Source organism: Dellaglioa sp. CoH-55-MRSF-9 (assembly GCF_056782155.1).
Genome location: NZ_JBXAYG010000002.1, coordinates 258,517 through 285,023 on the forward strand (window position 1 = coordinate 258,517; position 26,507 = coordinate 285,023).

Below are 26,507 nucleotides of genomic sequence, written 5' to 3' on the forward strand. Positions count from 1 at the left end.
CACTTACACTCTCAATTATTTTGTTCTTCAACTCGATGTTCATGAGATAGTACAATTTTAGCTCTAGCATAGATTTTGTCATCAATCACTCCTGATCGATGTAAATTATCTAATTCCAATGCCATTAATTCAATATCCCACATACGTTTACCAACATAAACGTACACACCAAATTGTTTCAATAGTTGTTGGACATCATACAAATTTTTCAATTAACGGTCACCACCTTAAACTAGATACTATTAGAAATTCCAATTTTAATCAGAATTAAATTGATAATAATTAAAATAACGAATGCAGCTATCTGTTTAATATGACTGATTCGTGCCAATCTTGGTGCGCCTACAGTCGTTGCGATTAAGAATCCAGATAAAATACCGCCAATATGAGCTGCATTATCTGTACTTGACGACATAAACCCAAACGCAAGATTTAACACAATGAATAGTAAAAATTGCTGCGACATTTGTCTAAAATAGGCACTTTTTCTAAAATTATCACCTAACATTAGGAATGCCCCAAATAAACCAAAAATAGCACCACTAGCGCCTGCCGAAATAGTATCTGGACTGAACGTGAAACTTGCAATATTGCCAGCAATTCCAGCAAGCAAATAAATGCCTGTAAAACGCCAATGACCAAATAACATCTCAATTTGGATACCAATAAAATACAATGTAACCATATTAAGGACAATATGTTCAAATCCAATATGTAAAAATATGGGATTAAATAATCGCCACCACTCGCCGTCCATGATCAGTGGATTATATTTAGCGCCAAATTCAATTAATACATTTGTGTCTTGACTACCACCAGCAAGTGTCATTGCGATGAAAACAATTGCTGATAATCCAATAAAAAAGTACGTCATAAATGGTGTATTTTTGTATTTTGCCAAATTCATAGATAGCTCCTTATTTCATATAAAAATTTACAAAATAACGTTTACAAGATTTTATTTCAACTAGTATAAAAGTTATTTAAAACAAAAAAACAACAGGAAAATTCCCGTTGTTATTTTGTTTCGCGATGTAAAGTAACCTTACGATCACGTGGGCAAAATTTATTAAGCTCAACACGATCTGGATTATTACGTTTGTTTTTACTTGATAGGTATGTCCGTTCATGACATTCCGTACATTCTAATGTAATGTGTACACGCATGGTTGCAACCCTCCATATATTTCTTCATAATTTCATAAGACAATTAGTCTTTAACGTCTTATATAATATCATTATTAATAAGTAAACGCTAGTGTTTTTTTTTATTTGTTAAGGAAATTTACTTTACAGCAATAAAATCAGGTATTAGATGACTTATTTCCTTAATATTATTTATCAGATTCAACAGTTTTCCAAAATGCTGAATAAATTGAAACTGCTGCCTGACCATTCACAGCACTACCTGTATTATTAGCCATTCCAGGGAAAACGAGTGCAACGACCACTTTAGGCTTGTTAGAAGGTGCATATGAAGCCAAACTAAGTGCTTCAGTTTCAGATGTTCCATAGAATGTTTGAGCAGTACCTGTTTTAGCTGAAATTGATGGTGTTACATCACTCATCGCATTCCCAGTTCTCAATGAACTTGATCCATGAACAACCTTATAAAATCCTGATTGAACAACATCAAATTCTGATTTTGTTGCGTTAACTGTACTTAAAATATTAGGTGTCATTTCAGTTTGAACAGAACCTAAAGAACCATCCTCATTTGTTGAACGAATCGCTTTTACAATTTGTGGTTGTAATCTTGTACCACCATTAGCCATCGTTGACATGTATTGCGCTAATTGAATAGTTGTATATGAATCATAATTTCCGAAAGATAAATCAAGTGCTTTACCAATATTTGTTTGGTTAGCTACACCCTCAAAACCAGTTGACTCACCAGGTAAATCAACACCTGTTTTGATACCAAGTCCGAATTGATTAAAGTAACCACGCATTTTGGGGAAAATTGAATTCGACATATCCAGTGAAGAACCACTTGAATATTTGAATCCGCCTTCTCTCATTGCTAACTGCATCATGTACGAGTTAGAAGAAACCATTAATGCATCAGAAGCTGTTAACGCAACGTTAGCTGAACCAGATGTATTAAACCATGATGACTTAGGAGCTGTCCCAGCAAGCTTAATAGGTTCATCAGTTATGGTATTGCTAGTTGGTGTAATTGCCCCATCCATCATAGCTCCCATAACCGTAGCACCTTTTACAACAGAACCCATGGTAAATACTTGATTAATCGACCCTAAAGCATCATCCGTAATCTTACCTGTTTTAATATTTCGATTAACACCGGCCATTGCATAAACGGCACCTGTATTTGGGTTCATGACAACTGCGTAGGCCCCTGGATTATAAGGATTGCTTCCAGCAATTGATTTCACACTATCGTTCATAATCTTTTGAACTTGAGCTTGGAATTTAGCGTTAATATTTAAGACGAGATTATCACCTTTTTTACCACTATATTCTTGTACTTGTTTTACTATTTTACTATTAGCCACTTCAACCTTAGTTTGTGACTTTGTTCCTTTTAAAACATCTTCATATTGTTTTTCTAAATAACTCTGACCAACACTATCATTTCGTGAATAACCTTCAGTCATTAACGTTTCCACGCTATCACTAGGTAGCCCAGTAGCTTCACTAGTGACATTTCCGATGATACTGTTCATACTTTTACCATTTGGGTAACTTCGTGACCAGTTAGTTCCTATTTTAATCCCATTCATCCCTGATAAATGTTCACCTACTTCAGCCATCTCCTTATCGGAAACATCAGAGGTTTTTAAGTAAACAGTTGATAATGAATAAGCACCCGTCATTTTCCCAAAAACAGTAGCAGCTTCTTTTTCTTCATCAGTTAATGAATCAATGTTATTTTTAACAGCATATGCTACTGTCAATGTATTAAAATCAGTAGTTGATAATTTGTTTAACTCAGCAGATGTTAAATTTTTTTCTTTTTTTACAGCAGCAGTGACAGCTTTTAAATGCCCCTTATCCGCTAAGTAGTAATCAGCAGCATTGCGGTCTGTTAATTTACTCGTATCAATACTGACATAGGTTACTAAGTTATTAGCTATCTTATATAAATCAGGCGATAGGATACCTGATCCTTTTGTATAAGTAATTGCTCGAGAAGAATTATTACCAACTAGAACCTTACCTGTTGAGTCATAAACCATCCCACGCTGTACATTCTTAGTTTCTGTTGTCGTATCCGTACTATTAACTGTCGCTTCAAATGAAGCTCCGTTTAAAATTTGTAAATAGGCTAACTGCGCCAGTAATGCTGCAAAAAGTAGGAAAACAATAAAAAACAGGAAATTTAATCTAAATGGAATATGTGATTTATTTTGTTTGCTTCGACCTTGTTTTGTTTTTGGAAGTTTCACGTTTAATTACCTCTCACTGTATCATTATTAGTCTTTTAATTCGTATAAATATATCATTTACCATATTACCACATTTTTAAGATTCATTGGCCCAATAAACAGGCTAACAATTTATATTATAATAAAAACTTTAATAATCAGATTAAATATATTTTTATCTGCTGCTGATTTATGCGGTAAAGTCCCAAATATGCTATTCTTATTACCATACATTAATAGTCAGAGAGGTTTTAAAATGGTTAAGCTTAAAAATTATCTTAAAAAGAATCATGTACTCCTTCTAAGTTTCCTTATTCCTTTATTCATTATGCTTTGTTACTTTATTGGCCGCAAAATGTATCCTTTTGGGAATAGTTCTCTATTAACTGTTGATTTAGGTCAGCAATATATTGATTTTTTCTCTTATTTTAGAGCCACACTTCTCCATCATCCTACTAGTTTTTTCTATTCATTTTCACAAGCAATTGGTGGTGATATGTTAGGTGAGTGGGCATACTACTTAATGAGTCCTTTTAATCTTATTTTCTTAGTATTTCCAGGAAAATCAATTTTAGCGGGTGTTATGGTAGTCACCCTTTTAAAATATGCCTTATCAGGCCTTACGTTCGGTTTATTATTAAAGAAAACAACAAGAATGACTTCACTTTATATCCCATTATTTGCCACAGCGTATGCGCTAATGGGTTGGACGATTGCTAACCAACTTAATTTATTATGGTTAGACGCTGTTATTCTATTACCTTTAGTTATTTTAGGCTTTGAAAAATTACAGTTGAATTCAAAAAGTTGGGCTTATACTTGGTGGCTTGCGTTACTTTTAATCGTTAACTATTATATGGGTTATATGGTCTGTCTTTTTATGATTTTATATTTCTTATATACAACAAGTCGTGTATCTCTATCAGTTAAACAATTTTTTAAAAAATCATGGATTTTCATCTATAAATCTCTAGTTTCTGTAGCAATTTCAGCAATTATCCTCTTTCCAACTCTATTCTCATTGCTTTCAAGTAAGGGAGAATACACGGAAGAATCTATTAAAGCAAAAATTGAATATAATCCTTTAGCGATGCTTTCAAAATTTGTGATTGGTTCATTCAATTTTGATCAAATGCCTTCTGGTTTCCCTAATATTTTTGTAGGGAGTTTGGCTTTAATTGGTTTTATCTTATATTTCATGAATAACCGTTTTTCAATTAAAGAACGGGTTGTCTCTTTTTTAATCACAAGTTTCTTGATCCTATCGATGTGCTTTGAACCTTTAGATTTACTATGGCACGGAATGCAATTTCCAGTTTGGTATCCTTATCGTTTTTCATTTGTATTTTGCTTTTGGATTATCCTTTTAGCTGCTCAACAATTTGAGTACTTTAATCCTATAAAATTCTGGAAATTGAGTATTGTAGGTCTTTTATTCATCGGAATGTTTACGTACTTATTTATATCAAAAGAATCTTATAGTTATTTATCTGATGAAACTTTATTCCTATCAATTTTATTTATTCTTTTAACGTTAATTTTAATTCAGTTCCAAGATCATGCATCACCTTCATTCAAATGGTTGTTATTTGCAAGTGTAATAGCTGAGATGTCATGTAACGCTGTTTATTCATTAGATAACATTAGTTATTTATCTACAAGTGAATACGACGTGTCAACGACTGCCCTAGCAACTGAAAGTAAATCGTTAAAAAAAATTGATAATTCTTTCTATCGTGTCGCACAAACATACAGTCGGACTAAAAATGATGCCATGTCAGCTGATTTTTTCAGCGGTTCCCATTTTAGTTCTGCTTTTTCAAAATCAATCCCAACTTTTTACGGTAAGATAGGACAACCTGATGGTGATAATTATGTCACTTACTCAAATGGTACCTTGGTAACAGATGCCCTATTAAATATGAAGTACGTTTTTACACCAAAACAATTACGGACTTCTAAGGCATTGGACACACAGTTAGAAACATTGACACCACTAACTGAAAAACCTGATACAGCTTACTATAGACCTGTCTCAAATAACTCGTTAACTGAAACGGTTAAAAATCCGTATGCTTTATCAATTGGCTATGCAGCAAATGATACTATATTGACAAACAAGAATAAAACAACTAACCCATTAAGATATCAGTCTGATTGGTTATCTGCTCTAACCGGTATTAATAACGATGCTTTATTTACACCAATTAATTTTAATACTGTCAATTTTGATAACGTTGGTTCACAAATTAATTTAACAAATTCTATTCTAACAAAAACGAAACTAAATAAATCTGGACTAGTCACTTTCACATACACACCAACAACAAACGATGCTTATTATTTAACCTTAGGTTCAGGATTAAGTACTGATAATGTTTTATTTAAATTAAATGGTCACGAATTAAAACAATATAAAACGTATCGAAATACAGTTGTTGTTAATATTGCATCCAATAATAAAGGTAAAAAAATAGTTCTGACAGCTAAATTAAAGAAAAGAACCCTTTTCTTAGAAAACTTTACGCTTTATCAAATGAATGTTAATTCATTTAAATCCCAAATTAAGCAACTAAAATCTAGTGAATTAAACGTTACAAAATACAATCAACATTCAATCACAGGTTCAATATCAGTTAAACGTAATCATCAAGTCGTCTTTACAACGATTCCATACAGTAAAGGTTGGCATGTTAAAGTTGATGGTAAATCCGTAGCAACTAATAAATCATTGAATACTTTTCTCAGCTTTAAAGTTGCTAAGGGAAATCATACCGTTAAACTTATCTATTGGCCACCATACATGGGTATTGGTTTGATCGTCTCAATTTTGGCTATTCTCTTGATACTTATTAAGCCAATTATCGTTCACACAAAAAGATTGATTAAATAGTTTTTGTATAATACAAAAGGACAAGATTGCAATATGCAATCTTGTCCTTTTATTTAGTCTTGTTCATTTTTTCATCAAATTCTGTGACAGCTTTTGTTTCACCAATAATCAGTACCTGATCATTTGGTAAAATAATTTGATCTGCTAATGGTGAAATAATCATTTCTTTACCACGTCTAATACTGATTACATTTAAATTAAATGTTGATCTGAAATTTAATTCATCTAATGTCTTATTAACATATCTCGGATCTGTCATATCAATTTCTGCCAATCGGTAATCATCATCTAAATCTAAGTAATCTAACAAATGATTAGAACTTAATGCCCTACCCAACTTGATTCCCATATCTCGTTCAGGATGAACAATATGATCTGCCCCAACCTTTTGGAGTACACGAGCGTGATATTTATTCAATGCTTTAGCCGTTACGACAGGAACACCTAATTCTTTAACCATCAATGTGACTAAGATACTTGCTTGAATATCTTCACCAATTGCGACAATCACATGATCAAAATTACGAATACCGATTGATTTTAAAGCTTCATCATCTTGTGCATCGGCAACAACAGCATGTGTTGCAATATCCATATAATCATTTACACGAGCTTCATCCCTATCAATAACTAAAACTTCTTGCCCATACTCAATCAACGTTTCGCAAACACTCGCACCAAATCGACCTAAACCGATTATTGCAAAATTCTTTTTCAACTTATCTCACCTACTTAATTTAATAAAAAAAGACTAAGTAACAAATGATTTGCAACTTAATCTTTTATATTTAGCTTTTATAAATTATCTTTAACATCGGTAATTTTGACTTCAAAATTACCATTTGGTGTTTCAATTGTTACTGTTTCATTTAATTTATGGCCAACTAATCCTTTAGCGATTGGTGATTCATTTGAAATTTTACCAGACATTGGGTCAGCTTCTGCCGCACCAACAATCGTGTATGTTTCTTCCTCTTCACCAGGTTCCATAAATGAAACTGTTTTACCAACAGAAACTTCGTCAGCATCTACACCAGCGTTATCAATAATTTCTGCATAATGGAGCATATGTTCAATTGTTTTAACTCGGCCTTCAACAAAACTTTGTTCATCTTTAGCTGATTCATATTCTGAATTTTCTGATAAATCGCCATAACTACGTGCAATCTTAATACGATTAATAATTTCTGCACGCGTTTTTGTTTTTAATGTTTCAAGTTCTTCTTCAAGTTTAACTTTACCGTCTACGGTCATTGGATATACTTTATCTTCTGCCATCACTTACTCCTCTTAAAATTAATAAGTTCAATATGCCTATCAGGTTAACATTTAATTTTGTGATTGTAAACCGGTTGCGTGGATTATTGAACATAATCATTATCAGCCTGTGTCATAGGTGAAAATGCTTGGTAATATTCATACGTTTTAGAATATTCTATTTTTTTAGAATTTGAATTGAAAATAAAATAGAAATTACCTTTCTTTCTGTCCAATGGTGTCAAAACAGCCTGGATAGAATCTAAACTAGCATTGTTAAATGGACCAGGTCCATATCCTTTATAAACGTACAAATTATATGGTTTATCCACGTAATAATCAGCTGACGTTAAATCTTTTTGCGGTATATTTAGCGCATAACTAACTGATATTTTTGATTGTAACGTTATTTCTGATGCAATTCGATTGAAATAAACACCGGCAATTTTTTGACGATCTTTATGGTTTTCCGTCTCTTTTTCAACTAATGAAGCGAGAGAAATGACCTCTTGTACTGTTAATTTTTGTTTTTTTATTGTTGCATAATAAGGCGATAATTCATCATTTGCTTTAACAATCATTTGCTCAACAAGATTTTTTAACGTTGTTTTTTTATAAACAGTATACGTAGCTGGGAACAAATAACCTTCTAAAGGATATCTCACGTTTTTAGATGCCATAGTGGTATCTAAAAGATCTGGATATTTTTTATCTAAGTAATCCAAAAAAGTTTTATTTTTCATTAATTTAATAAAATCATTATATGAAAAATTTGTTTCTTTTGAAATGGATTTACCGATTTGGTTAATTGTTGTTCCCTCACCAACTAATACTTTCGCTAATTTATTTTGTATAGGCTCACTACTTCCACCTTGTTGAAGTGTCCAAGCAATTTTATCCAAACTCATAGATGCCTTAAGTTGATAGTAGCCGCCCTTAAATTGTGACACCTTTTTTTGCTTGACATAGTACGTATACACCGTACCACTTTTAATAATTTTATTTTTTTCTAAAATTGTTCCAATTTGTTTTGTACTTGATCCAATTGGAATATAAACTTGTTCAATTTTATTATTATTTTTATCTAGTGGATCTAAAGATGCCTTGATATATCTATAGGTCATAAACAATATTGTCAGTAGTAATATACATAATAATGCAATGACCCCTGCAATAATTTTCTTAGCCTGGTTTTTATTATTCTCTGGCGGTAATTCTGGAGATGTATCATCTTTTTTCATTGTTTAACCTCCTCACGCTTAATAATAAGTATTATTAAGCTGCGTCCTAAATTATCGAATATCAGCCCTAAGCGTCTCTTTTAAAGCTTCGATAACACGGTTAAAATCATTTGTGACATCTTCTTCAACCAAAGTTTTTGTAATATCTTGATAAGTTAACGTATAAGCAAGGGATTTCATGCCATTTTCAATATGAGATCCTTGATAAAGATCAAATAAATGAACATCAATTAAAGACTTTCCACCTTGTTTTTTAATTAACGCTTCAATCTCACTGTTAGCTATATCATTAGCAACTAGGAGGGCCACATCACGAGTAACTGATGGGAATTTAGAAATAGGCGCAAATAATCGGTCTGCTTTTTTCGCATCAACTAATTTTTGAAGATCTAATTCGAAAACGTATGTTTCCTTTAAATTAAATTCTTTAGCTGAATTAGGATGTACTTGGCCGACAAAACCAATTAATTCATCTTTTAAATAGATATCAGCTGTTCGTCCTGGATGCATATCTTCATGACTTTCAGAAGATACATAAGTAACATCATCAACTAATTCTAATTGTGTTAATAATTGTTCAACAACACCTTTAATCATGAAGAAATCAACAGGTTGTTTTTCATTTTGCCAATTTGCAAGTTTAAATAATCCTGTCATTGCACCTGCAATATGTTCAATTTCAGTAGGTCGCTCTTCGCCCTCACTGCGGAAAAAGACTCTTCCTTGTTCATAGAAAGCAAGATTGTCAGATTTTCGTGCTTCATTGTACGCTAAATCATCTAATAACCCGCTGATTAAGTTCATTCTTGTTGTTGTTCGTTCTGAGCTCATTGGGAACATTAAATTTGTCGTAAAAACATCTTTTTCTTCAAAAATAAATTTACCAGCTTTTTCTTCCGTTGTTAATCCATAACTAATAACTTCAGATAACCCAGCTGATTCCAAAATATGACGCGCCTGTTTAATCATTTTTTGTTTATAAGTATATTTACCAGGAGTCATTTTGCCAGTTGGTAGTGTAGAAGGAATATTATCGTATCCATAAATACGCGCGATTTCTTCTACTAAATCTGCTTCAATACTAATATCCCAACGTCTTGCAGGAACTTCAACATTTAAAGTACCATCGCGATTTACAACCGTAAATCCTAATTGTTTAAATAATTTAGTGATTTCAGATTCTGATAATTCAGTCCCAAGTACACCATTAATATGTGCCACCGTTGTATCAACAAAAGTTGACTCTGCTTCTAGCTTACTTGCACTTGCCGTACCCGACACAACTGTTCCATCACCTAAATTAGCGATTAACTCTGCTGCTGCATCAAGTGCTTCTTGTACTGTTTCAACGTTAATACCACGTTCAAATCGCATTGAGGCTTCACTATGAATACCATGTGTGCGTGCTGTTTTTCTAACCATTGAATTGTTAAATACTGCAGATTCAATCGCAACTGTCACAGTTTCGTCGGTTATTTGTGTTGATTCGCCACCCATTGTCCCAGCAATAGCAATCGGTGTTTTACCATTTGTAATCACAATATCTTTTTCTTTTAATTCACGTTCTTCGCTATCTAGTGTTGTAATCTTTTCGCCAGCAATAGCTGTTCTTACTAAAATATCTTTACTTCCCAATTTATTATAATCAAAGGCATGTAATGGTTGACCATAATCCATCAATATATAATTGGTCACATCAACGACATTATTAATAGGTCTAACGCCTGCGTTCCAAAGACGAATTTGTAACCACATTGGACTTGCTTTAATTGTTAAATCTTTAATCACGCGCATCGAATATGTGGGTGCTAACGTTTTATCAGGCAACGATAAAGAAATGTAATCTTCAATTTTTTCAGTAGATGTTTCTTTCAATTCTGGATGCTTAAATGTTGCCGGAACATCATAGTCAGCAGATAGTTCATGTGCTACCCCACGCATACTTAACATATCAGCACGATTTGGTGTCACATCAATATCAATAATGTCATCATTCATACCTAAGTAATCAAAGACTGATTCACCAGGAATTGCATTTTCTGGCATTACGTAGATACCTTCTACAAATTCTTTAGGCACGACACTATCTGAAAATCCAATTTCTTGTAATGCACAAATCATACCTTCAGAAGCTTGTCCGCGCATTTTACCACGTTTGATTTTAACATTATCAGCAATTCTAGAATTGGGTAATGCAACAATAACTTTTTGCCCTGCGGCAATATTAGGTGCGCCACAAACGATTTGACTAAGAGATCCTTCACCAACATCAACTTGGCAGATATTTAAATGATCAGAGTCTGGATGTGGTACCAAACTATCAACATATCCAACAACAATTTTTTTAAGTCCTTCAGAAGGACGTTCAACGCTATCAATTTCAACGGCTGTACGAGCTATTTTTTCAGCAATAATTTCAGGTTCAATTTCTAATGTTAAATATTCATTCAACCAATTTTTAGATACTTTCATTATCTCTAACCTCTTTTCGTAAATTGTGACAGGAATCGATTATCGTTTAAATAAAAATGACGAATATCGTCGATACTATATTTAAGCATCGCAAAACGATCTGGTCCTAAACCAAAGGCAAAACCACCGTATACTTCAGGGTCGACACCGGCCATTCTTAATACATTAGGATGTACCATTCCAGCGCCTAAAACTTCTAACCAGCCTGTGTATTTACAGATTGAGCACCCTTTACCCGCACATTTAAAACAGGTCACATCGACTTCAACTGACGGTTCCGTAAATGGGAAGTAACTTGGTCGTAACCGAATTTCTTGTTCTTCTCCAAAAATTGTTTTAGCAATCAGTTCAATCGTTCCCTTTAAGTCTGCCATCGTAATATGTTTGTCGATTACTAACCCTTCGAACTGGTGAAATTGATGTGAATGCGTTGCATCATCTGTATCACGTCGATAAACTTTACCAGGTGAAACCATTTTTAATGGTCCTTTTGAAAAATCATGTGTTTCCATTGTCCTTGCTTGAACGGGTGATGTTTGTGTTCTCATTAATAATTCTTTTGTAATATAAAATGTATCTTGCATATCACGAGCGGGATGATCCGCAGGTAAGTTCAACATTTCAAAATTGTAATGGTCTTCTTCTATTTCTGGACCTGAAACAACTTGATACCCCATACCCAAAAAGAGCTCTTCCAATTCTTCAATCACTTGCATAATAACATGTGGCTGCCCTAATTGAATTTGGGCACCTGGTAGCGTTACATCGATTTTTTCTTTTTCCAACTTTTTAGCAGTCATTTTAATTTCAAGTTCTTCATTTTTCACACGAATAGCTTCAGCTAACTCATTTTTAATGGTATTAGAAAAGCTACCAATTTTAGGTCGTTCTTCGGCTGATAATTCCTTCATACCTCTTAAAACTTCTGTGATTGGTCCTTTTTTTCCAAGTAAATTAACACGAATAGCATTAATTTGTTTTAGATCCTCTGATTCACGAATTTGTTTCAAGCCTTTTTCTTGTAACTCAAGTAATTTCTCTTTTAAATCCATTAATATCGACTCCTTTATTAGTTGTTTTGATAGATTTTAGACACAAAAAGACCCCGTCCTAAAAAGGGACGAGGTCTCGCGGTACCACCCTTGTTTTTGAGAATACAAATTCCCAAACACTCAAAATGATAACGGCCATTAACCGGTTAATTGCATGATTTAAGTTAGCCTACATTAATTAACAGCTCTAGAAGTGAATTCAATATTTTATTTATTGGTTAGTTTCAGTCTAGCTAACCATCCCTTTAAATCCAAGAAAAATATCTACTATTTTCTGTCTAAGCCTTTATTCTATATTCATAGTTTAAAGGTATCAAAGCCTATCGTCAAGTCTTACTCGCAATCTTTAAGTGTATACCACTTTTCTGACCATGTATGGACGCTATCCATCATATTTTTCATGTCTTTTCCTTGTTCAGTAAGCTCATAAAAACTACGACTAGTTTCACCGATGGCGACTCTTGAGATAATATTAGTATCTTCAAGTTCTTTTAAACGTTCAACTAATACACGGTCACTGCATTTATCAACCTTTTGAGCTAATTCTTTAAATCGTTGAGGTCCTTCATCCAATAAAACGTTAATAATTAAACCGTTCCATTTTTTACCTAATATTGAAAAAGTTTTTTCAAATTTAGGACACATTTCATAATTTGTTTTTTCTTGAACAACTTGCATAATTAACCCCTCCTCAGTTACTTTATTACTATATTTTATCATTAACTAACAAAAAGTAAACAAATTGGTTCGTTTTCGAAAAAACAAAAAGGATAAGCCTGTAGGCCTATCCTTTTTAAAACTATTTTAAAATTGCAATTAATTGCTGAAAGCTATGTTTTGATTTATTTTTTAACGGTGATGAAACTTCACTTGTTGCTTCATATTTATCAACCATGGTTACAATATATCCCTCTGGATATTTAGGTGGTGCAACAGTAGCACCCCACATATGTTTCATGATGATATCTTTTTCTAAATCAGATAATGTCGTTAACTTCTCTGCATTTCTAATAGCGATACGCGGATGAATCCAAGCATGTGTACCGCGATCGAATTTAGTTGTACGCCAATCGTAGTAAAATAAATCATGTAATAATCCGGCCCTTGCCGTTGCTTTTGCATTTAAATGTAATCTTTTAGCGATACGATAACTGTCATAGGAAACTGAGATTGAATGTTCTAATCGAGTAGAAAAATGATGTTGTGTATATTCACTTAATCTTTGAACTTCTGGTTTTGCCAAAAGGTCTCCAACATAACTCATATATAATTCATCATCAAGATACGAATCTTTTTTCATATACTAGTACGCCCCCAAAATATTTTTTCCTATCTCCATCATAACTGATTGAGCACCTATTGCAAGCGCAATCAGTTATCTTTAGTAAATCGTAATAATTTCACCAAATATCATAATTAAGCTTTAAGATGAAACATTAGTACACCTGCAGCAATAGCGACATTTAACGATTCAGCACGACCTTTAATTGGAATATATAAATTAGCATCCGTTTCATTTAACAGGTCATTACGCATCCCGTTACCTTCATTTCCCATAATTAAACCAAAATTATCTGTAGCAGAAATCTCACGATAACTAAGTGCATCTTCATTTAATTCAGAACCATAAATAGCAATATTATTTTCTTTGAATAAGGTAGTAACTTCCATTAAATCGGCATCCACTAATTGAACATGAAATTGGCTTCCCTGCATCGAACGTAAAACTTTAGGATGATGACTATCTGCACTACCCTCACCAAAAATGACACCTGTTAAACCGGCAGCATCGGCAGTTCTAACCATTGTTCCAATATTTCCTGGATCTTGAACACCATCTAGCATTAACCAGCCACCAGTTAAATGGTCAACTGATAATTGTTGATTTTCTTCCATCTCAGTTACCGCGTAAATACCTTGTGGCGTACTCGTGTCAGCAAGATATAAACTAACTTCAGATGAGATTTCTACTTGCTCAATTGTCGTATCGGCTATTTCATCAAAATATCTAAAATCATTAGTAACAAGCAAATATTCAATTTTTGTGTTTGCCATGAGTGCTTCTTTAACTAAATGCCAGCCTTCTAAAAGGTATTTATTTTCCTTTTTACGACCTTTTTTAGTTTGTAATTTTTTCCAGTATTTAATCTTAGCATTCTGTGTTGAATTAATTTTTTCCATAAATGTACCCCTCTTACTATTGGAAATAATTATAGCATATTTAAAATAGCATTAGTTGGTCATTATCATCTTTTCCAGTTATAATGAAAGCAATAAATGCCTATATCTACTTTATAATATGGAGGGATTACATTATGAGTGCTATTCAAATAACTGTTTTTGGTCGCGTGCAGGGTGTTGGCTTCAGATATACGACGAAGAGATTAGCCGATGATCTAGGCATCTACGGGTCAGTACAAAATAATTTTGATGACAGCGTCACAATTAAAGCAAGTAGTTCAGATAATACCCAATTAGAAAAATTTATTCAAAAAGTTAAAAATTCACCTACACCAGCCGGTAAGGTGACTGATTATAAAGAAACCTCCTTAACTAATTATATGCCGACTGCCTTTACCGTTATTTACTAATTACGATTTATTTATAGCCCATTGAAATCCCCCTATATTTAAAGTATAGTAATCGATATAGTCACTTTAAGAGGGGAAAATATATTAATGAAAAAGATTAAACGTTTAACAATGCTCCCAATATTCATGGCGCTTGTCCTGTTCCTATCGGGATGCGTCCGCAGAGACAAGAATGGTAATCCTTTTGGGATGGTTTACGACTATTTAGCAAAACCAACTCAGGGATTGCTTGACTGGTTATCCGCTCATCTAGGTAACAACTACGGTCTAGCAATTATCGTTATCTCAATCGTCATTCGCTTGGCACTTATGCCAATGATGATTAATCAATCGAAAAAAGCGACCGTTCAACAAGAAAAAATGGGTTCGATTCAACCACAATTAAAAGTCATTCAAGAACGACAAAAAAATGCTAAAAGTTCAGAAGAAAAAGCAGCTATCAGTCAAGAAATGATGGCACTTTATAAAGATAACAACGTCAGCATGACTGGCGGAATTGGCTGCCTACCATTATTAGTTCAAATGCCAATTTTTGCTGCGCTATACGCTGCAATCTTATATTCTTCAGAATTAAAGGATGCTGTCTTCTTTAGCATTAAATTAGGTACACCATCAATTATCTTTACTGTGCTATGTTTCATTGTGTATTTGGGTCAAGGATTCATTTCAACAATTGGCATTCCGCCAGAACAAAAGAAAACAATGCAAACAATGTTAATTGCTAGTCCAGTTATGATGGTCTTTGTTACAATGAGTGCGCCAGCAGGTATTGGTCTCTACTTCTTCATCGGTGGCCTCTTCGCTTGTGTTCAAACATTTATAATTATGTTAATGCGTCCTAAGATTCGTCGCGAAATTCAAGCTGAACTTGCTAAGAACCCACCAATTGTTAGAGAACGTTCAACAATTGATGCTGTTGAAGAAACAGTGGAACAAACAATTGATAATGTTGAAGATAATCTTTCAAATGTAGCAAAAAATAATCGTAATCGTAATGCTGGTAAACAAAACCGCAAATAAAGATTAACCATTAAAAAAAGCTTACCATTCTTAGAATTGCTCTAAGAATGGTAAGCTTTTTTTATTATACTGTCTAAATTTTTGTATTGCATTTCAACACTAGTCTCTTCTTATCTTTTCGGTTGGTTTAGTAGTAGCTAGAGGCAACGAAATTCTGAATATTGAACCACGCTTCTCAACACTTTCTACCACTAATGTTCCTTTATAACCCATAATGAGTTTTTGTGCGATTGATAATCCAAGACCATTACCGCCTTTATCACGACTTCTAGCTTTATCAACGCGATAGAAGCGATTAAAAACATTTTTTAAGTCATCTTTAGAAATTCCTTCACCAAAATCTTGAATAGCAATTTGAACCATTTTCATATCTTTTGATGCTGAAATATGAATTTCTTTTCTTGTTTCTGAATATTTAACGGCATTATCCATTAGAATAATTAAAACTTGTTCTAAGTGATTATGCGATATTTTTACCAAACTTTCTCCATTAAAATCTTCATCTAAAATAAACGTAAAATCGGGATGTATCATTTTAAAATCATTGAAAATTTGTAAAACAACTAATCGGACATCAACTAACTCATTTTTAAATGTCATCTCTACTTGTTCAGCTCTTGATAAATCAAGCATTTCTTGAACTAAACTCTTCATACGATTAATTTCTTGCAAAGATGCTTCAATCGACTCCGCTAGAACTGCCGGATCATCTTTACCCCACCTGTTCAATAATTCCATATGACCTTGAATTATTGCTACAGGGGTTCTTAACTCATGTGAGACATCTTCAACAAATTGTTGCTGTTGATCAACGTAGCGCTCCATCCTATCTAGCATACTATTGAACAAGTCCGCCAAATCAGATAACTCATCATTTCTATGCATATCTGGGACACGTACATGTCCAATTGGTGTTTCGCCTTCATTAATAATATCAATAGTTTCGTTCACTACTTCAATCGGTCTCAGTAACCAAGATGCCAGGATATACCCTAATATAGCACTACCAAAGGTTGCCGTAATAATTAAAACAATAAAAATTAGAATTAATTTATTACTAATTTTATGGTAATTTTCTAAAGCATTAGTTACTTGTGCATACCCGATTTTTTTGCCAGTTTTAGATGAATAAATAGCTCTTCTAGCAACATATCCATTTGCGCCATCAATTGTTTGGCTAGTAAACGTCATTTTATTTTTTTTAACAAATGGTACGTTTAAATTTCTTGAAGCAAAAACTTCTTGTTGCTTCAAATTATAAACACCTACTGCAATATTTTCTCTTGATAAATTAACAATTACTGCATTTGAGTACAAGTTATTTTCGTCTTTATCTGGTCGAGAATCTGCATTTATCGGTTTTAAATGTTGTGCAGTACTTGAAATTGTTAAGTCTTGATTCTCACGACTTAACTGTTGCGTCACCGTTCTTAAAGTATCTTGTACATCTTTTTTTTCTTTATCTAATAAAACGCCACTAAAACTCTGAAAAATAAGCGCAGAAAAAACGGCAAATATAAGTAAAACACCTATTGCCGTTCCTAATGCCCATTTCCATTTAAGTGACATACGTCTTACTTCTTTTGGATGCTGGGTTATTTTTTTTCTCATGATCTCATTACGTACCCTGTTCCTCTGACCGTTTGAATATAACTTTCTTCACCGCTACGATCTATTTTATTTCGTAAGTAACGAATATAAACATCCACAACGTTTGTTTCAACTTCTGATTCATATCCCCAAACTTTAGCTAATAAAACATCTCTAGCTAAAACAACATTAACACTTTCCATTAAAGCTAAAAGTAGTTCATATTCACGTTTGGTTAGCTCAATAACTTCTTCATCACGACGAACAACACGATTTTCTTTTTCAATTGTTAAATCACGGTAAGTGACAGTTGTCTGTTTTGCAACATTTTGTTCACCCTCTATATCAATACGACGTAACAATGCACGTAAACGCGCCAATAATTCTTCGATTGCAAATGGTTTAACAATATAATCATCTGCTCCATGGTCTAAGCCAGATACGCGGTCAATAACTGAATCACGAGCCGTCATCATAATGATTGGTGTATTTTTAACTTGTCGTACACGGCGACAAACCTCAAGACCATTTAATTCAGGTAACATTAAATCAAGTAGAATTGAATCCCAATCTTCATTTAAAGCAGCTTCTAGACCCGTTCGCCCATCAAAATGAACCTCAGTTTCAAATCCTTCATGTTGTAATTCTAATTCAACAAAGCGCGCTAAATTTTTTTCATCTTCAATTATTAGAATACGACTCATATTTTCATGATCTCCTGTTAGTTTTATTTTATTTTCTCATCCATATACACACAATTTTTAACCGATATCTTACTTTTCTTATTCTACCATTAAATGATATTCTTGCATACACTTTGCACTGCTCAACTCATATAGGTATTCAAGCACTTTTTAACCGTTTTTTTAATATATTATTAACTAAAAGAGTAATAAAATTAATATAACAAACCGTTAACTTTAAAAAATATATCATTAACGCTTTATTAAAATGAAAACTAAAAATTGGAATTAGTTATTCGATACCAGCAGCTTTAATCAGTAAAACCGATAATTCAATTATAAATTTTGCCATTTCAATTTCTTTTACAACGTTAACACGGATTTCTCCATTCAGCATACTCAAAATAACTTCTTCAAAAACCTTATATGAAAAGGTTTTATTCTCTGACAAAATAATTCCACCAAACCACATTATATTTTCTAAGTGTGCCGTTAAGTTAGGATATTAGAATATCGAAATTATACCTTAGCGTCTTAAAAAATAGTTACGGATTATCTTATTCCATACTACCTCATTGGTTAACTATTAAAGTTTTTTCCTTTATTTCAACTAAGAACACAATAAAACCCCTTAAGTTAGATTTTTCTCCAACTTAGGGGGTTCCACTTCAAATAGATAAAATTATCCCAAATGCTTCTTTTCCGTTATATACTTATACTTATATTTTATTTACCATTGGCAAAATAACTTTACTTCAGGTAATTTATGACAATAATTCCATGAACCGTTCAACTCTTTCTGGATCATTATGATCAAAGAAGGCAGATTCTTGTTTGTCTAAGGCAGTAATAGTTGCCATGTCTTCCACTGTTAATTCAAAATCAAATATGTCGATATTTTCTGCCATTCGTTCCGGTCTCACAGATTTAGCAAGTGCTACAATACCACGTTGCATTAACCATTTTAGAATAACTTGTCCAACTGATTTACCGTATTGTTTACCAATTTTTGACAATGTTTCATTTTTAAATAAGTCTAACCGGCCTTCAGCAAAAGGTGCCCATGCTTCCATTTGAATGCTTAATTTTTCATGATAGGCTTCATCCGTTAAACGTTGATTCCATGGGTTCACTTCTATTTGGTTAACTTGAACTTTAGCCACACCATTCATATGAGAGAATTCTATTAATTTTCCGATATCAAAGTTAGACACCCCAATAGCACGTATTTTCCCAGCAGATTGTGCGGTAGCTAAAGCGCGCCAAGCACCATATACATCACCGTATGGTTGGTGAATCAAGAATAAGTCTAGATAATCTAACTGCATTCTTTCTAGTGATTCATCAATTGCCTTCATCGCCTTTTCTTCACCAACATGTTGGATAAATAATTTGGTTGTGACAAACAACTCTTCTCGTGTCACTAATCCTTCAGTGATCGCTCTTTGGATAGCTTCCCCAGTTTCAACTTCGTTTCCATAGGCAATCGCTGTATCTAGTAATCGATATCCTACTTTAATCGCTTGATAAACTGCCTCTGCAGTTTCTTCTAAAGGAATTTGATACACGCCAAAACCTAGTTGTGGCATTTTCACTCCATTATTTAATGTAACTGTATTCATTTAAATCGCTCCCTTTTTATTTAATATACTAAGTTAAACACTTGGAGTGCACTCAGAGTCAAGGATTATGCTATATTATTTTAATATTTGTTTATTTTTCAGCTTTAGGCTACTATTACTATAAGTATTTTAGATTACATATAAGGAGAAAAAGCGATGACACCTATTATCACACTTTGCACAATTAATGACTTAGAAATATTACAAAAGATTAGCATTGAAACTTTTACTGATACTTTCGCTGCAGATAACGATCCAAAAGATTTACAAGATTTTTTGGATACCGCTTATTCTTTACCACAATTAACGAGTGAATTAAATGATCCAAATGCATTCTTTTACTTCGTACATGTTAATGATGAGTTAACTGGATATTTAAAATTAAATATTAACGACGCACAAACTGAAGATGACTTTCCGAACGGCTTAGAAATCCAACGAATTTACATTCGCAAAAATCACAAAAAAATGGGATTAGGTCAACTTCTATTTGAAAAATCTAAAGAGGTTGCCAAAGAATTTAAAAAAGATCAACTTTGGTTGGGAGTTTGGGAACATAATAAACCTGCCCTCTCCTTTTATGAAAAACAAGGCTTAACAAAACATAGCCAACATGATTTTGTTTTAGGCGATGCTATCCAAACCGATTTTATTTTAGTTCTAAACAGTAGTGACTCCAAAAATTAGCCTTTTTATAGAGTGGGAAAATCCACTCTATTTTTATACAAATAATTCTTTATATTTTCGGGATTCAATAGATTTTTTCAGCCTAATTTTTCTTTCATATCCATAAACTAACGTCTTAACGTTAATCCCAATGTGACATATTCATAACGTTCATCTAATAATTATTTTCATATACTATTATAAAGTTTAATAGTAAAATTGTATTGATATAGAGTATGTCCATCATAATCTAATTACGCAATATTTCACTAAAAATATTATTTCTGGAGGATTTTCCACATGAGTATCTTTTTCGCTCTCTTATTTATTACTACTTTTATCACATTTTTGGTATATGTTATTAAATTTATTATCGCAAAAATTAACAAAAAGGATACTAATCATGCAAGAAAATTAATATTATTTAGTTTCCTAATCTCATTTATTTTACTCGTTCTAATTGGTATCACTGCACCTTCTTCAAGTAGAAATGCTAGTGTCAAAGAATCTAGTTCCGCCCAATCAAGCTTTCTGTCTTAAAAAGATTACCAACATAACTTTTATTACTGAGACAATTTTTATTGCTTATTTTACATTACAAAAATCTTTGGAGGAACACGTATTATGAACGTTTTATTTGCACTTATTTTTTTTATTTCAATATATTTTATTATTTACTACACAGTTAAAAGATTTATGACAAAAACTAAAAATCCAAATATATACACTAAAATCAAGAAACGGGTTTGGTACCCTACTGCTGTACTGATCATTTCACTTGTAGGCATTGGGATGACTAGTCAGGCCGAACCAACTAAAAAACAATCGCCCCTTACTACCGTAACAAAAGTTGGCTCTGCCGATAAGAAAAAGGCAGAGTCAAAATATGAATCTATAAAAAAAGAAGTTTCTTCAAAAGAATCTGAAGCTGAATCATTGAGTAAAAAATTAAATGAGAAAGAATCTAAAGCCACTTCTGAAAAAGAAAGTGAATCTAAAGCTAAATCTAAATCTGAAAGTTCTCAAAGACTAGCTGCAAAAAAAGAACAAGAACATTTTAACAGCGTTCAAAAAGAAAATAATTCTACATCTACGGATTCATCTAACGCAGATTCTGTTACTACTGGCGGAGGATCCATCATCGGTAATACTAATTCTAAAATTTACCATACTCCCGGTCAAACTGGTTATAAAATGAGTAAATCAAATGCGATTACTTTCCAAACAGAACAAGCCGCTCAAGATGCTGGATATAGAAAGGCGAAAAAATAATGAAATCAACTAATCATTTATTAATACGTGTTCTAATTTTATCATTCACTTTTATTGGTATCAGTAACACGACTACCGTTTTAGCAAAATCTGATTCACATGTTACTTACGACTATACTGCCAAAAAGCAAGCAGAAGAAATTAATAATAAAGTTGATAAAGAACAAGTGAAATTAGACAAACTTAACAAAGAAATCAAAGAATTAAAAAATAAGTTAGCTAAATATGATAGTAAAGATTCTTCAAAAAAAGAAACAACTAAAAAATCTAAGACACTTGATTTATCATCTCTAAACTATAGTGATAAATCTGAAATAGAAGTTAATAATAATATTCCTACTTTCAGCGAAAGCACCCTATCTACTAGTAAAGGTACTTGGGAAGCGTACAGCAACCTAGATTCTCTGAATCGTGCTGGAACCGCCAATGCAATGTTAAGTAAATCTTTAATGCCTACCGCGAAACGCGAAGGGTTAACTTGGAACCCTACTGGCTGGAAAAATAAACGTATTAGTAACGGATGGTTATATAATCGTAGCCATTTAATTGGTTATCAATTATCAGGTCAGAACAATAATCCAAAGAATTTAATTACGGGTACTCGTGAACTGAATGCACCTGAAATGCTTGCCCATGAAATGGATATAGCTACTTACCTTAAAGAACATCCTAATAACTATATTAGATACCGCGTTACTCCAATATTCAGAGGAGATGAACTTCTTGCTCGTGGCGTACAAATGGAAGCTCAATCTATTGGTAGCTCCTCAATTAAATTCAATACTTACATTTTTAATGTAGAGGCCGGTGTTACTCTTAATTATAGGGATGGTACTAGTACACTAAATTAAACAAATAGATAACGGGCGTATAGATACTTCGAGTGGGTTCAATTCCCACTGCTCGCTTTTTACTATAAAAATATTTGGAGGAATTTGTGTTATGAATAAAAAAATAACAATAGTCGGGATTACTGCCATCACACTACTTTCACTAACTGCATGTGGGAATAGCAAGAATACAAGTAAGGATTCTTCATCTTCTGAGGCTGCATCATCTAGTATTATAAAAGCTAAAAAGGAATCAAGTAAGAAAGAGTCCATAAAAAAAGCAACTTCCGAAAGTAAAGCATCATCAGAATCATCTGCTCAAGCATCTAGCATCTCAGCTGCAAGTTCTTCAATTACCGCAGCTGAAAGTTCTATTGCCGCAAGCTCTTCTAGTATTGAGGCTGAGAAAAATAACGTTACTACCACTGAAAAATCTACAAGTTCATCTACATCAACTAAGATGACGCAATCAAAAGCTGAATCACTTGCTTTAAGCTATTTTAAATCATTCAATAATGAGACAAGCGACTGGGAACCAAAAGTTAAATCAAGCGATACTTTAGATAAAGGTAATAAATATATTGTATCCGTCTTCGATACTGAAACACACATGGTAGAATTTGACGTCAATAAATCTACTGGAAAAGTCACTTCTCCAAATTTAGGATATCAACGTTAATTTTTAAAGAGTGATAACAATTTTGTGTTTGTTAATTTTACATGGAGTCGGTACCTCCTTTAACAGCATTGAAGATCTACTTGGTCATTCCAATGTAAGGATTACCCAAATCTATATAACAGTAACTTCAAAACTATTACAATATTTAGATACTTAACTCAAACGTAACCAAAAGCGTAACCAAAAGAAAAAAAGGCCTATCTAACAACTTTTAAATCGTTGTTAGATAGCCTTTTTTAGTATATTTATTAACTTTTTTTATTGTTCAGTATACCAAGTATAGTGGAATGAACCTGGTTTATCAGTACGTTCATACGTATGAGCACCAAAGTAATCACGTTGTGCTTGAATTAAATTAGCAGGTAAAACTTCTGAACGGTATTGATCGTAATACGTAATTGCTGCACTGAATCCAGGAACTGGAATACCAGCTTTAACAGCAATACCAACGATATCTCGAACTGATTCTTGATATTTTTTAACAATATCTTTGAAGTAACCATCTAATAAGATGTTATTTAAATCAGCTTTTTCGTCAAATGCGTCAGTAATATTTTGTAAGAAACGGGCACGAATGATACATCCAGCACGCCAAATCTTAGCCATATCACCAAAGTTTAAATCCCATTCATAATGTTCTGAGGCAACACGTAATTGTTCAAATCCTTGTGCATAACTCATGATTTTACTAAAGTATAATGCTTCACGAATTTTTTCAATTAATTCTTTTTTATCTAATTCACCTAATTTAACTTCTGGTTTAGGTAAAACTTTACTTGCTTCAACACGTTCTTCTTTCATTGCTGAAATGTAACGTGCATAAACAGATTCAGAAATAACTGACTGAGGAACACCTAATTCAAGTGCACTCTGTGATGACCACTTACCAGTACCTTTATTTCCAGCACGATCGAGGATAACATCAACAATAGGTTTACCAGTGCCTAAATCATCTTTACGTGTTAAGATATCAGCAGTAATTTCGATCAAGTAACTATCCAATTCACCTTTGTTCCAGTCAGAGAAGATATCAGCGATTTCATCAACTGAGAGGCCTAATAAATCTCTTAACAAATGATATGATTCAGAAATTAATTCCATATCACCATATTCAATTCCATTATGAACCATCTTAACATAATGACCAGCACCGTTAGGACCGATATAAGTCACACATGGTGTCCCATCGCTAGCTTTAGCAGACATTTCCTCAAGAATTGGTGCAACAAGGTCATATGCCTCTTTTTGGCCACCTGGCATCATTGATGGTCCTTCAAGTGCACCAATTTCGCCACCTGAAACGCCCATTCCAATAAAGTTAATTCCAGAATTATCTAATTCTGCATTACGGCGTACTGTATCTTCAAAGTAAGTATTACCACCATCAATTAAAACATCACCTTTATCTAAGAATGGTAATAGTTCTGCAATAACAGCATCAGTTGGTTTGCCAGCTTTTACCATGATAATAATTCTTCTAGGTTTTTCTAATGAATCTGCAAAATCCTTAATTGAGTAGCTGGGTACTAATTTTTTTTCTGAGTGGTCTTTCATAACTTGCTCAGTTTTAGCTCCCGTTCTATTATAAATAGCTACCGTACGGCCACGACTCTCAGCATTCAATGCGAGATTTTTACCCATAACAGCCATTCCAATAACACCAATTTGTGCTTTATCCATTATAATACCTCCTACATTTCTTTAATTTTTTGTGAATCAAAAACCATGTAATCTAAGAAAGTATCAGCTACCGACTTTGTCAATAAACCCATTTAACTTTCAACGTCAATTATACACTAGACATCAAAAATTCCTATCTATTTTACCTTTTTTTGTTATACTGATTTCAGGAGGTCTTTCAAATATGAAATTAGTTGAAGTACAAGAATTATATTATGCCATCGATACTTTTTTATACAGTCGCGCAAAAGCAGAATTTTCTAACAATATCCCTACTTTTGACTTAGTTGTCCAAGTTAACGACAAATTATTAACGGCCGATTTTTTAGATTTAAAAGATAGTCGAATTCAAATTTATAGTACCACAAGTCAGCACACTATCGCATCTCAGTCAATTCCTTACGAAAATGACAGTAGTAATGCTTTCATCAGTCCGATAAGAAAAACAATCTTTAAAAATTATCGTTCCGAATTTTCAGGCTGGTCTAATCTTAGTAACAAACCAGAGTTATTACTTCTAGATTTGATAGATTTAATTAAATCTATCAAATCGCCCACTTTTAAGGCTGTTAAAACACCGGCTAAAAATGTAACTTATATTGAAAGCCATGCCAAATTACCTTTTCAATTTTTTGATCCAGAGACAGACTTCAAAATTATAAGTTTGAAAATTAGTGAAAAAAAATAAGATTCAATTGAATCTTATTTTTTTTGTACAGAAAAAGCCTTAACACCATGGTTGTTAAGGCTTTTTACTTAATGTAGATTTAGTTGTTTACTTTTACGACTTCTTTTCCGTCATAAAAACCACAGCTAGGACATACATAATGTGATTTTCTTAATTCGCCACAGTTAGGGCAAGCGCTCATACCTGGGACAGTTAACTTGTAATGCGTACGACGCATTCTCTTACGTGTTTTTGATGTTTTACGTGCTGGTACTGCCATTATCAAACACCTCCTTTAAAATTATCCAAAACTTTTAATAAAAGTATTGTTATGTTTATTCCTCTTCAGAACCATCATTATCAAAAAAATTTTGTAATGAGGCAAATCGAGGATCAACTTTTTCTTTTCTAACCTGTACGAGTTTATCTTCAGTAAGAACTTCCCAGTCGTCTCCGGTTGGTAAATCTTCTGCTTTTCTCTCATCATCAGTCAGTATCTGCATCGGAATCTGTAATAACACATTATCCTCTATCACAGAATTCAAATTGAGCATATCTTCTTCCAAAATAATTACAACATCATTTTTATCAAACCGTTCAAGTGCTTTATCGCGATAGCCTACATAAAATTCATCAACTGAAAAATTTAATGGGACATCGACACTCTTTAATGATCGTGTTGATGGCATTTCAACTGTTAAACTAACGTTAAAATGACCAATGACATCTTGATGATCTGCTGACAGAATGCCCGTAACATGGACTTCTGAAACAGCTGTAATTGTTTTGTTGCGCAGCATTAATCCTTCGGAAAGGTTTAACATTTCGTCAACTTGAAGTGGTTCATCACTTTGTTTTTTTAACTCAACTAAGGACCATTTCATGCAAATATGCCTCCTAATG

The 26,507-nt window shown here is 33.1% G+C and carries 27 protein-coding genes, 1 pseudogene and 1 other annotated feature; of the genes and pseudogenes, 8 read left to right on the forward strand and 20 right to left on the reverse strand.

Translation table 11 applies throughout. From position 1 onward, the window contains the following. Positions 1-11: 11 nt before the first annotated feature. From AC1RPV_RS03090 to AC1RPV_RS03110, 5 genes and pseudogenes are all read right to left on the reverse strand, one after another. A complete protein-coding gene (locus tag AC1RPV_RS03090; protein WP_409022657.1) occupies positions 12-212 on the reverse strand; it encodes a YqgQ family protein in 201 nt (66 codons plus the stop codon). A 20-nt stretch (positions 213-232) separates the two neighbouring features. Further along, positions 233-907, reverse strand: coding sequence for a rhomboid family intramembrane serine protease (locus AC1RPV_RS03095; protein WP_481761227.1), 675 nt, complete (start codon positions 905-907; stop codon positions 233-235). Positions 908-1,017: 110 nt separating this feature from the next. After that, positions 1,018-1,167: a 50S ribosomal protein L33 gene (gene rpmG, locus AC1RPV_RS03100; RefSeq protein WP_057973409.1), complete on the reverse strand. Its 150-nt coding sequence runs from the start codon at positions 1,165-1,167 to the stop codon at positions 1,018-1,020. A 167-nt stretch (positions 1,168-1,334) separates the two neighbouring features. Further along, positions 1,335-2,408: a penicillin-binding transpeptidase domain-containing protein gene (locus tag AC1RPV_RS03105; protein ID WP_481762408.1), complete on the reverse strand. Its 1,074-nt coding sequence runs from the start codon at positions 2,406-2,408 to the stop codon at positions 1,335-1,337. A 108-nt stretch (positions 2,409-2,516) separates the two neighbouring features. Next, positions 2,517-3,410 (reverse strand): annotated as a pseudogene (locus AC1RPV_RS03110) (peptidoglycan D,D-transpeptidase FtsI family protein); the annotation flags it as partial. 235 nt (positions 3,411-3,645) lie between these two features. Here AC1RPV_RS03110 and AC1RPV_RS03115 point away from each other — a divergent pair. Then, positions 3,646-6,282, forward strand: a complete 2,637-nt coding sequence (locus tag AC1RPV_RS03115) for a YfhO family protein (RefSeq protein WP_481761225.1) — start codon at positions 3,646-3,648, stop codon at positions 6,280-6,282. 49 nt (positions 6,283-6,331) lie between these two features. Here AC1RPV_RS03115 and AC1RPV_RS03120 read toward each other — a convergent pair whose 3' ends face one another. The 8 genes from AC1RPV_RS03120 to AC1RPV_RS03155 form a co-directional block, all read right to left on the reverse strand. Beyond that, the gene (locus AC1RPV_RS03120; RefSeq protein ID WP_481761224.1) at positions 6,332-7,000 is read right to left on the reverse strand and encodes a potassium channel family protein; all 669 of its coding nucleotides are present in this window, start codon (positions 6,998-7,000) and stop codon (positions 6,332-6,334) included. Between the two features lie 77 nt (positions 7,001-7,077). Beyond that, positions 7,078-7,560 (reverse strand): transcription elongation factor GreA, encoded by a 483-nt coding sequence (gene greA / locus AC1RPV_RS03125; RefSeq protein ID WP_481761223.1) that lies wholly within the window; start codon positions 7,558-7,560, stop codon positions 7,078-7,080. Between the two features lie 83 nt (positions 7,561-7,643). Beyond that, positions 7,644-8,780, reverse strand: a complete 1,137-nt coding sequence (gene mltG, locus AC1RPV_RS03130) for an endolytic transglycosylase MltG (protein ID WP_481761222.1) — start codon at positions 8,778-8,780, stop codon at positions 7,644-7,646. Positions 8,781-8,831: 51 nt separating this feature from the next. Continuing rightward, positions 8,832-11,252, reverse strand: a complete 2,421-nt coding sequence (gene pheT, locus AC1RPV_RS03135) for a phenylalanine--tRNA ligase subunit beta (RefSeq protein WP_481761221.1) — start codon at positions 11,250-11,252, stop codon at positions 8,832-8,834. A 5-nt stretch (positions 11,253-11,257) separates the two neighbouring features. Continuing rightward, positions 11,258-12,304, reverse strand: coding sequence for a phenylalanine--tRNA ligase subunit alpha (gene pheS, locus AC1RPV_RS03140; RefSeq protein ID WP_409022664.1), 1,047 nt, complete (start codon positions 12,302-12,304; stop codon positions 11,258-11,260). 61 nt (positions 12,305-12,365) lie between these two features. Beyond that, positions 12,366-12,594 (reverse strand) — a binding site (T-box leader). 43 nt (positions 12,595-12,637) lie between these two features. Next, positions 12,638-12,982 carry a winged helix-turn-helix transcriptional regulator gene (locus AC1RPV_RS03145; protein ID WP_481761220.1) on the reverse strand — a complete coding sequence of 115 codons (345 nt, stop codon included), beginning with the start codon at positions 12,980-12,982 and terminating at the stop codon, positions 12,638-12,640. A 121-nt stretch (positions 12,983-13,103) separates the two neighbouring features. After that, positions 13,104-13,604, reverse strand: a complete 501-nt coding sequence (locus tag AC1RPV_RS03150) for an HD domain-containing protein (RefSeq protein ID WP_409022666.1) — start codon at positions 13,602-13,604, stop codon at positions 13,104-13,106. 116 nt (positions 13,605-13,720) lie between these two features. After that, positions 13,721-14,485 carry a TrmH family RNA methyltransferase gene (locus tag AC1RPV_RS03155; protein WP_481761219.1) on the reverse strand — a complete coding sequence of 255 codons (765 nt, stop codon included), beginning with the start codon at positions 14,483-14,485 and terminating at the stop codon, positions 13,721-13,723. Between the two features lie 134 nt (positions 14,486-14,619). On the opposite strand from AC1RPV_RS03155, the gene AC1RPV_RS03160 reads away from it, so the two are divergent. Together AC1RPV_RS03160 and yidC are read left to right on the forward strand one after the other, a co-directional pair. Beyond that, positions 14,620-14,895, forward strand: coding sequence for an acylphosphatase (locus AC1RPV_RS03160; RefSeq protein WP_481761218.1), 276 nt, complete (start codon positions 14,620-14,622; stop codon positions 14,893-14,895). An 87-nt stretch (positions 14,896-14,982) separates the two neighbouring features. Then, entirely contained in the window at positions 14,983-15,915 is a 933-nt protein-coding gene (gene yidC / locus AC1RPV_RS03165; RefSeq protein ID WP_409022669.1) for a membrane protein insertase YidC, read from the forward strand. Positions 15,916-16,014: 99 nt separating this feature from the next. On the opposite strand, the gene AC1RPV_RS03170 is transcribed toward yidC, so the two are convergent. The 4 genes from AC1RPV_RS03170 to AC1RPV_RS03185 form a co-directional block, all read right to left on the reverse strand. Next, positions 16,015-17,484, reverse strand: a complete 1,470-nt coding sequence (locus tag AC1RPV_RS03170; protein WP_481761217.1) for a HAMP domain-containing sensor histidine kinase — start codon at positions 17,482-17,484, stop codon at positions 16,015-16,017. 38 nt (positions 17,485-17,522) lie between these two features. Then, entirely contained in the window at positions 17,523-18,209 is a 687-nt protein-coding gene (locus tag AC1RPV_RS03175; protein WP_409022671.1) for a response regulator transcription factor, read from the reverse strand. A 271-nt stretch (positions 18,210-18,480) separates the two neighbouring features. After that, positions 18,481-18,639, reverse strand: a complete 159-nt coding sequence (locus AC1RPV_RS03180; protein WP_481761216.1) for a hypothetical protein — start codon at positions 18,637-18,639, stop codon at positions 18,481-18,483. Between the two features lie 313 nt (positions 18,640-18,952). Further along, the gene (locus AC1RPV_RS03185) at positions 18,953-19,810 is read right to left on the reverse strand and encodes an aldo/keto reductase (protein ID WP_481761215.1); all 858 of its coding nucleotides are present in this window, start codon (positions 19,808-19,810) and stop codon (positions 18,953-18,955) included. Positions 19,811-19,966: 156 nt separating this feature from the next. Between AC1RPV_RS03185 and AC1RPV_RS03190 the strand changes: the two genes are divergently transcribed. From AC1RPV_RS03190 to AC1RPV_RS03205, 4 genes are all read left to right on the forward strand, one after another. After that, a complete protein-coding gene (locus AC1RPV_RS03190) occupies positions 19,967-20,497 on the forward strand; it encodes a GNAT family N-acetyltransferase (RefSeq protein ID WP_481761214.1) in 531 nt (176 codons plus the stop codon). 603 nt (positions 20,498-21,100) lie between these two features. After that, positions 21,101-21,748, forward strand: a complete 648-nt coding sequence (locus AC1RPV_RS03195; protein WP_481761213.1) for a sunset domain-containing protein — start codon at positions 21,101-21,103, stop codon at positions 21,746-21,748. Continuing rightward, a complete protein-coding gene (locus AC1RPV_RS03200; protein WP_481761212.1) occupies positions 21,748-22,599 on the forward strand; it encodes a DNA/RNA non-specific endonuclease in 852 nt (283 codons plus the stop codon). The genes AC1RPV_RS03195 and AC1RPV_RS03200 overlap by 1 nt, the downstream gene beginning before the upstream one ends. Before the next feature lie 91 nt (positions 22,600-22,690). Continuing rightward, the gene (locus tag AC1RPV_RS03205; RefSeq protein ID WP_481761211.1) at positions 22,691-23,257 is read left to right on the forward strand and encodes a hypothetical protein; all 567 of its coding nucleotides are present in this window, start codon (positions 22,691-22,693) and stop codon (positions 23,255-23,257) included. 258 nt (positions 23,258-23,515) lie between these two features. Here the strand turns inward: AC1RPV_RS03205 and gndA are convergent, their stop codons facing one another. Beyond that, a complete protein-coding gene (gndA, locus tag AC1RPV_RS03210; protein WP_481761210.1) occupies positions 23,516-24,937 on the reverse strand; it encodes an NADP-dependent phosphogluconate dehydrogenase in 1,422 nt (473 codons plus the stop codon). 184 nt (positions 24,938-25,121) lie between these two features. On the opposite strand from gndA, the gene AC1RPV_RS03215 reads away from it, so the two are divergent. Then, complete coding sequence (locus tag AC1RPV_RS03215) at positions 25,122-25,625, forward strand: hypothetical protein (protein ID WP_481761209.1); 504 nt, start codon at positions 25,122-25,124, stop codon at positions 25,623-25,625. 79 nt (positions 25,626-25,704) lie between these two features. On the opposite strand, the gene rpmF is transcribed toward AC1RPV_RS03215, so the two are convergent. Together rpmF and AC1RPV_RS03225 are read right to left on the reverse strand one after the other, a co-directional pair. Then, positions 25,705-25,884 (reverse strand): 50S ribosomal protein L32, encoded by a 180-nt coding sequence (rpmF, locus tag AC1RPV_RS03220; protein ID WP_057973392.1) that lies wholly within the window; start codon positions 25,882-25,884, stop codon positions 25,705-25,707. Positions 25,885-25,939: 55 nt separating this feature from the next. Further along, entirely contained in the window at positions 25,940-26,488 is a 549-nt protein-coding gene (locus tag AC1RPV_RS03225; protein WP_409022679.1) for a YceD family protein, read from the reverse strand. Positions 26,489-26,507 lie beyond the last annotated feature (19 nt).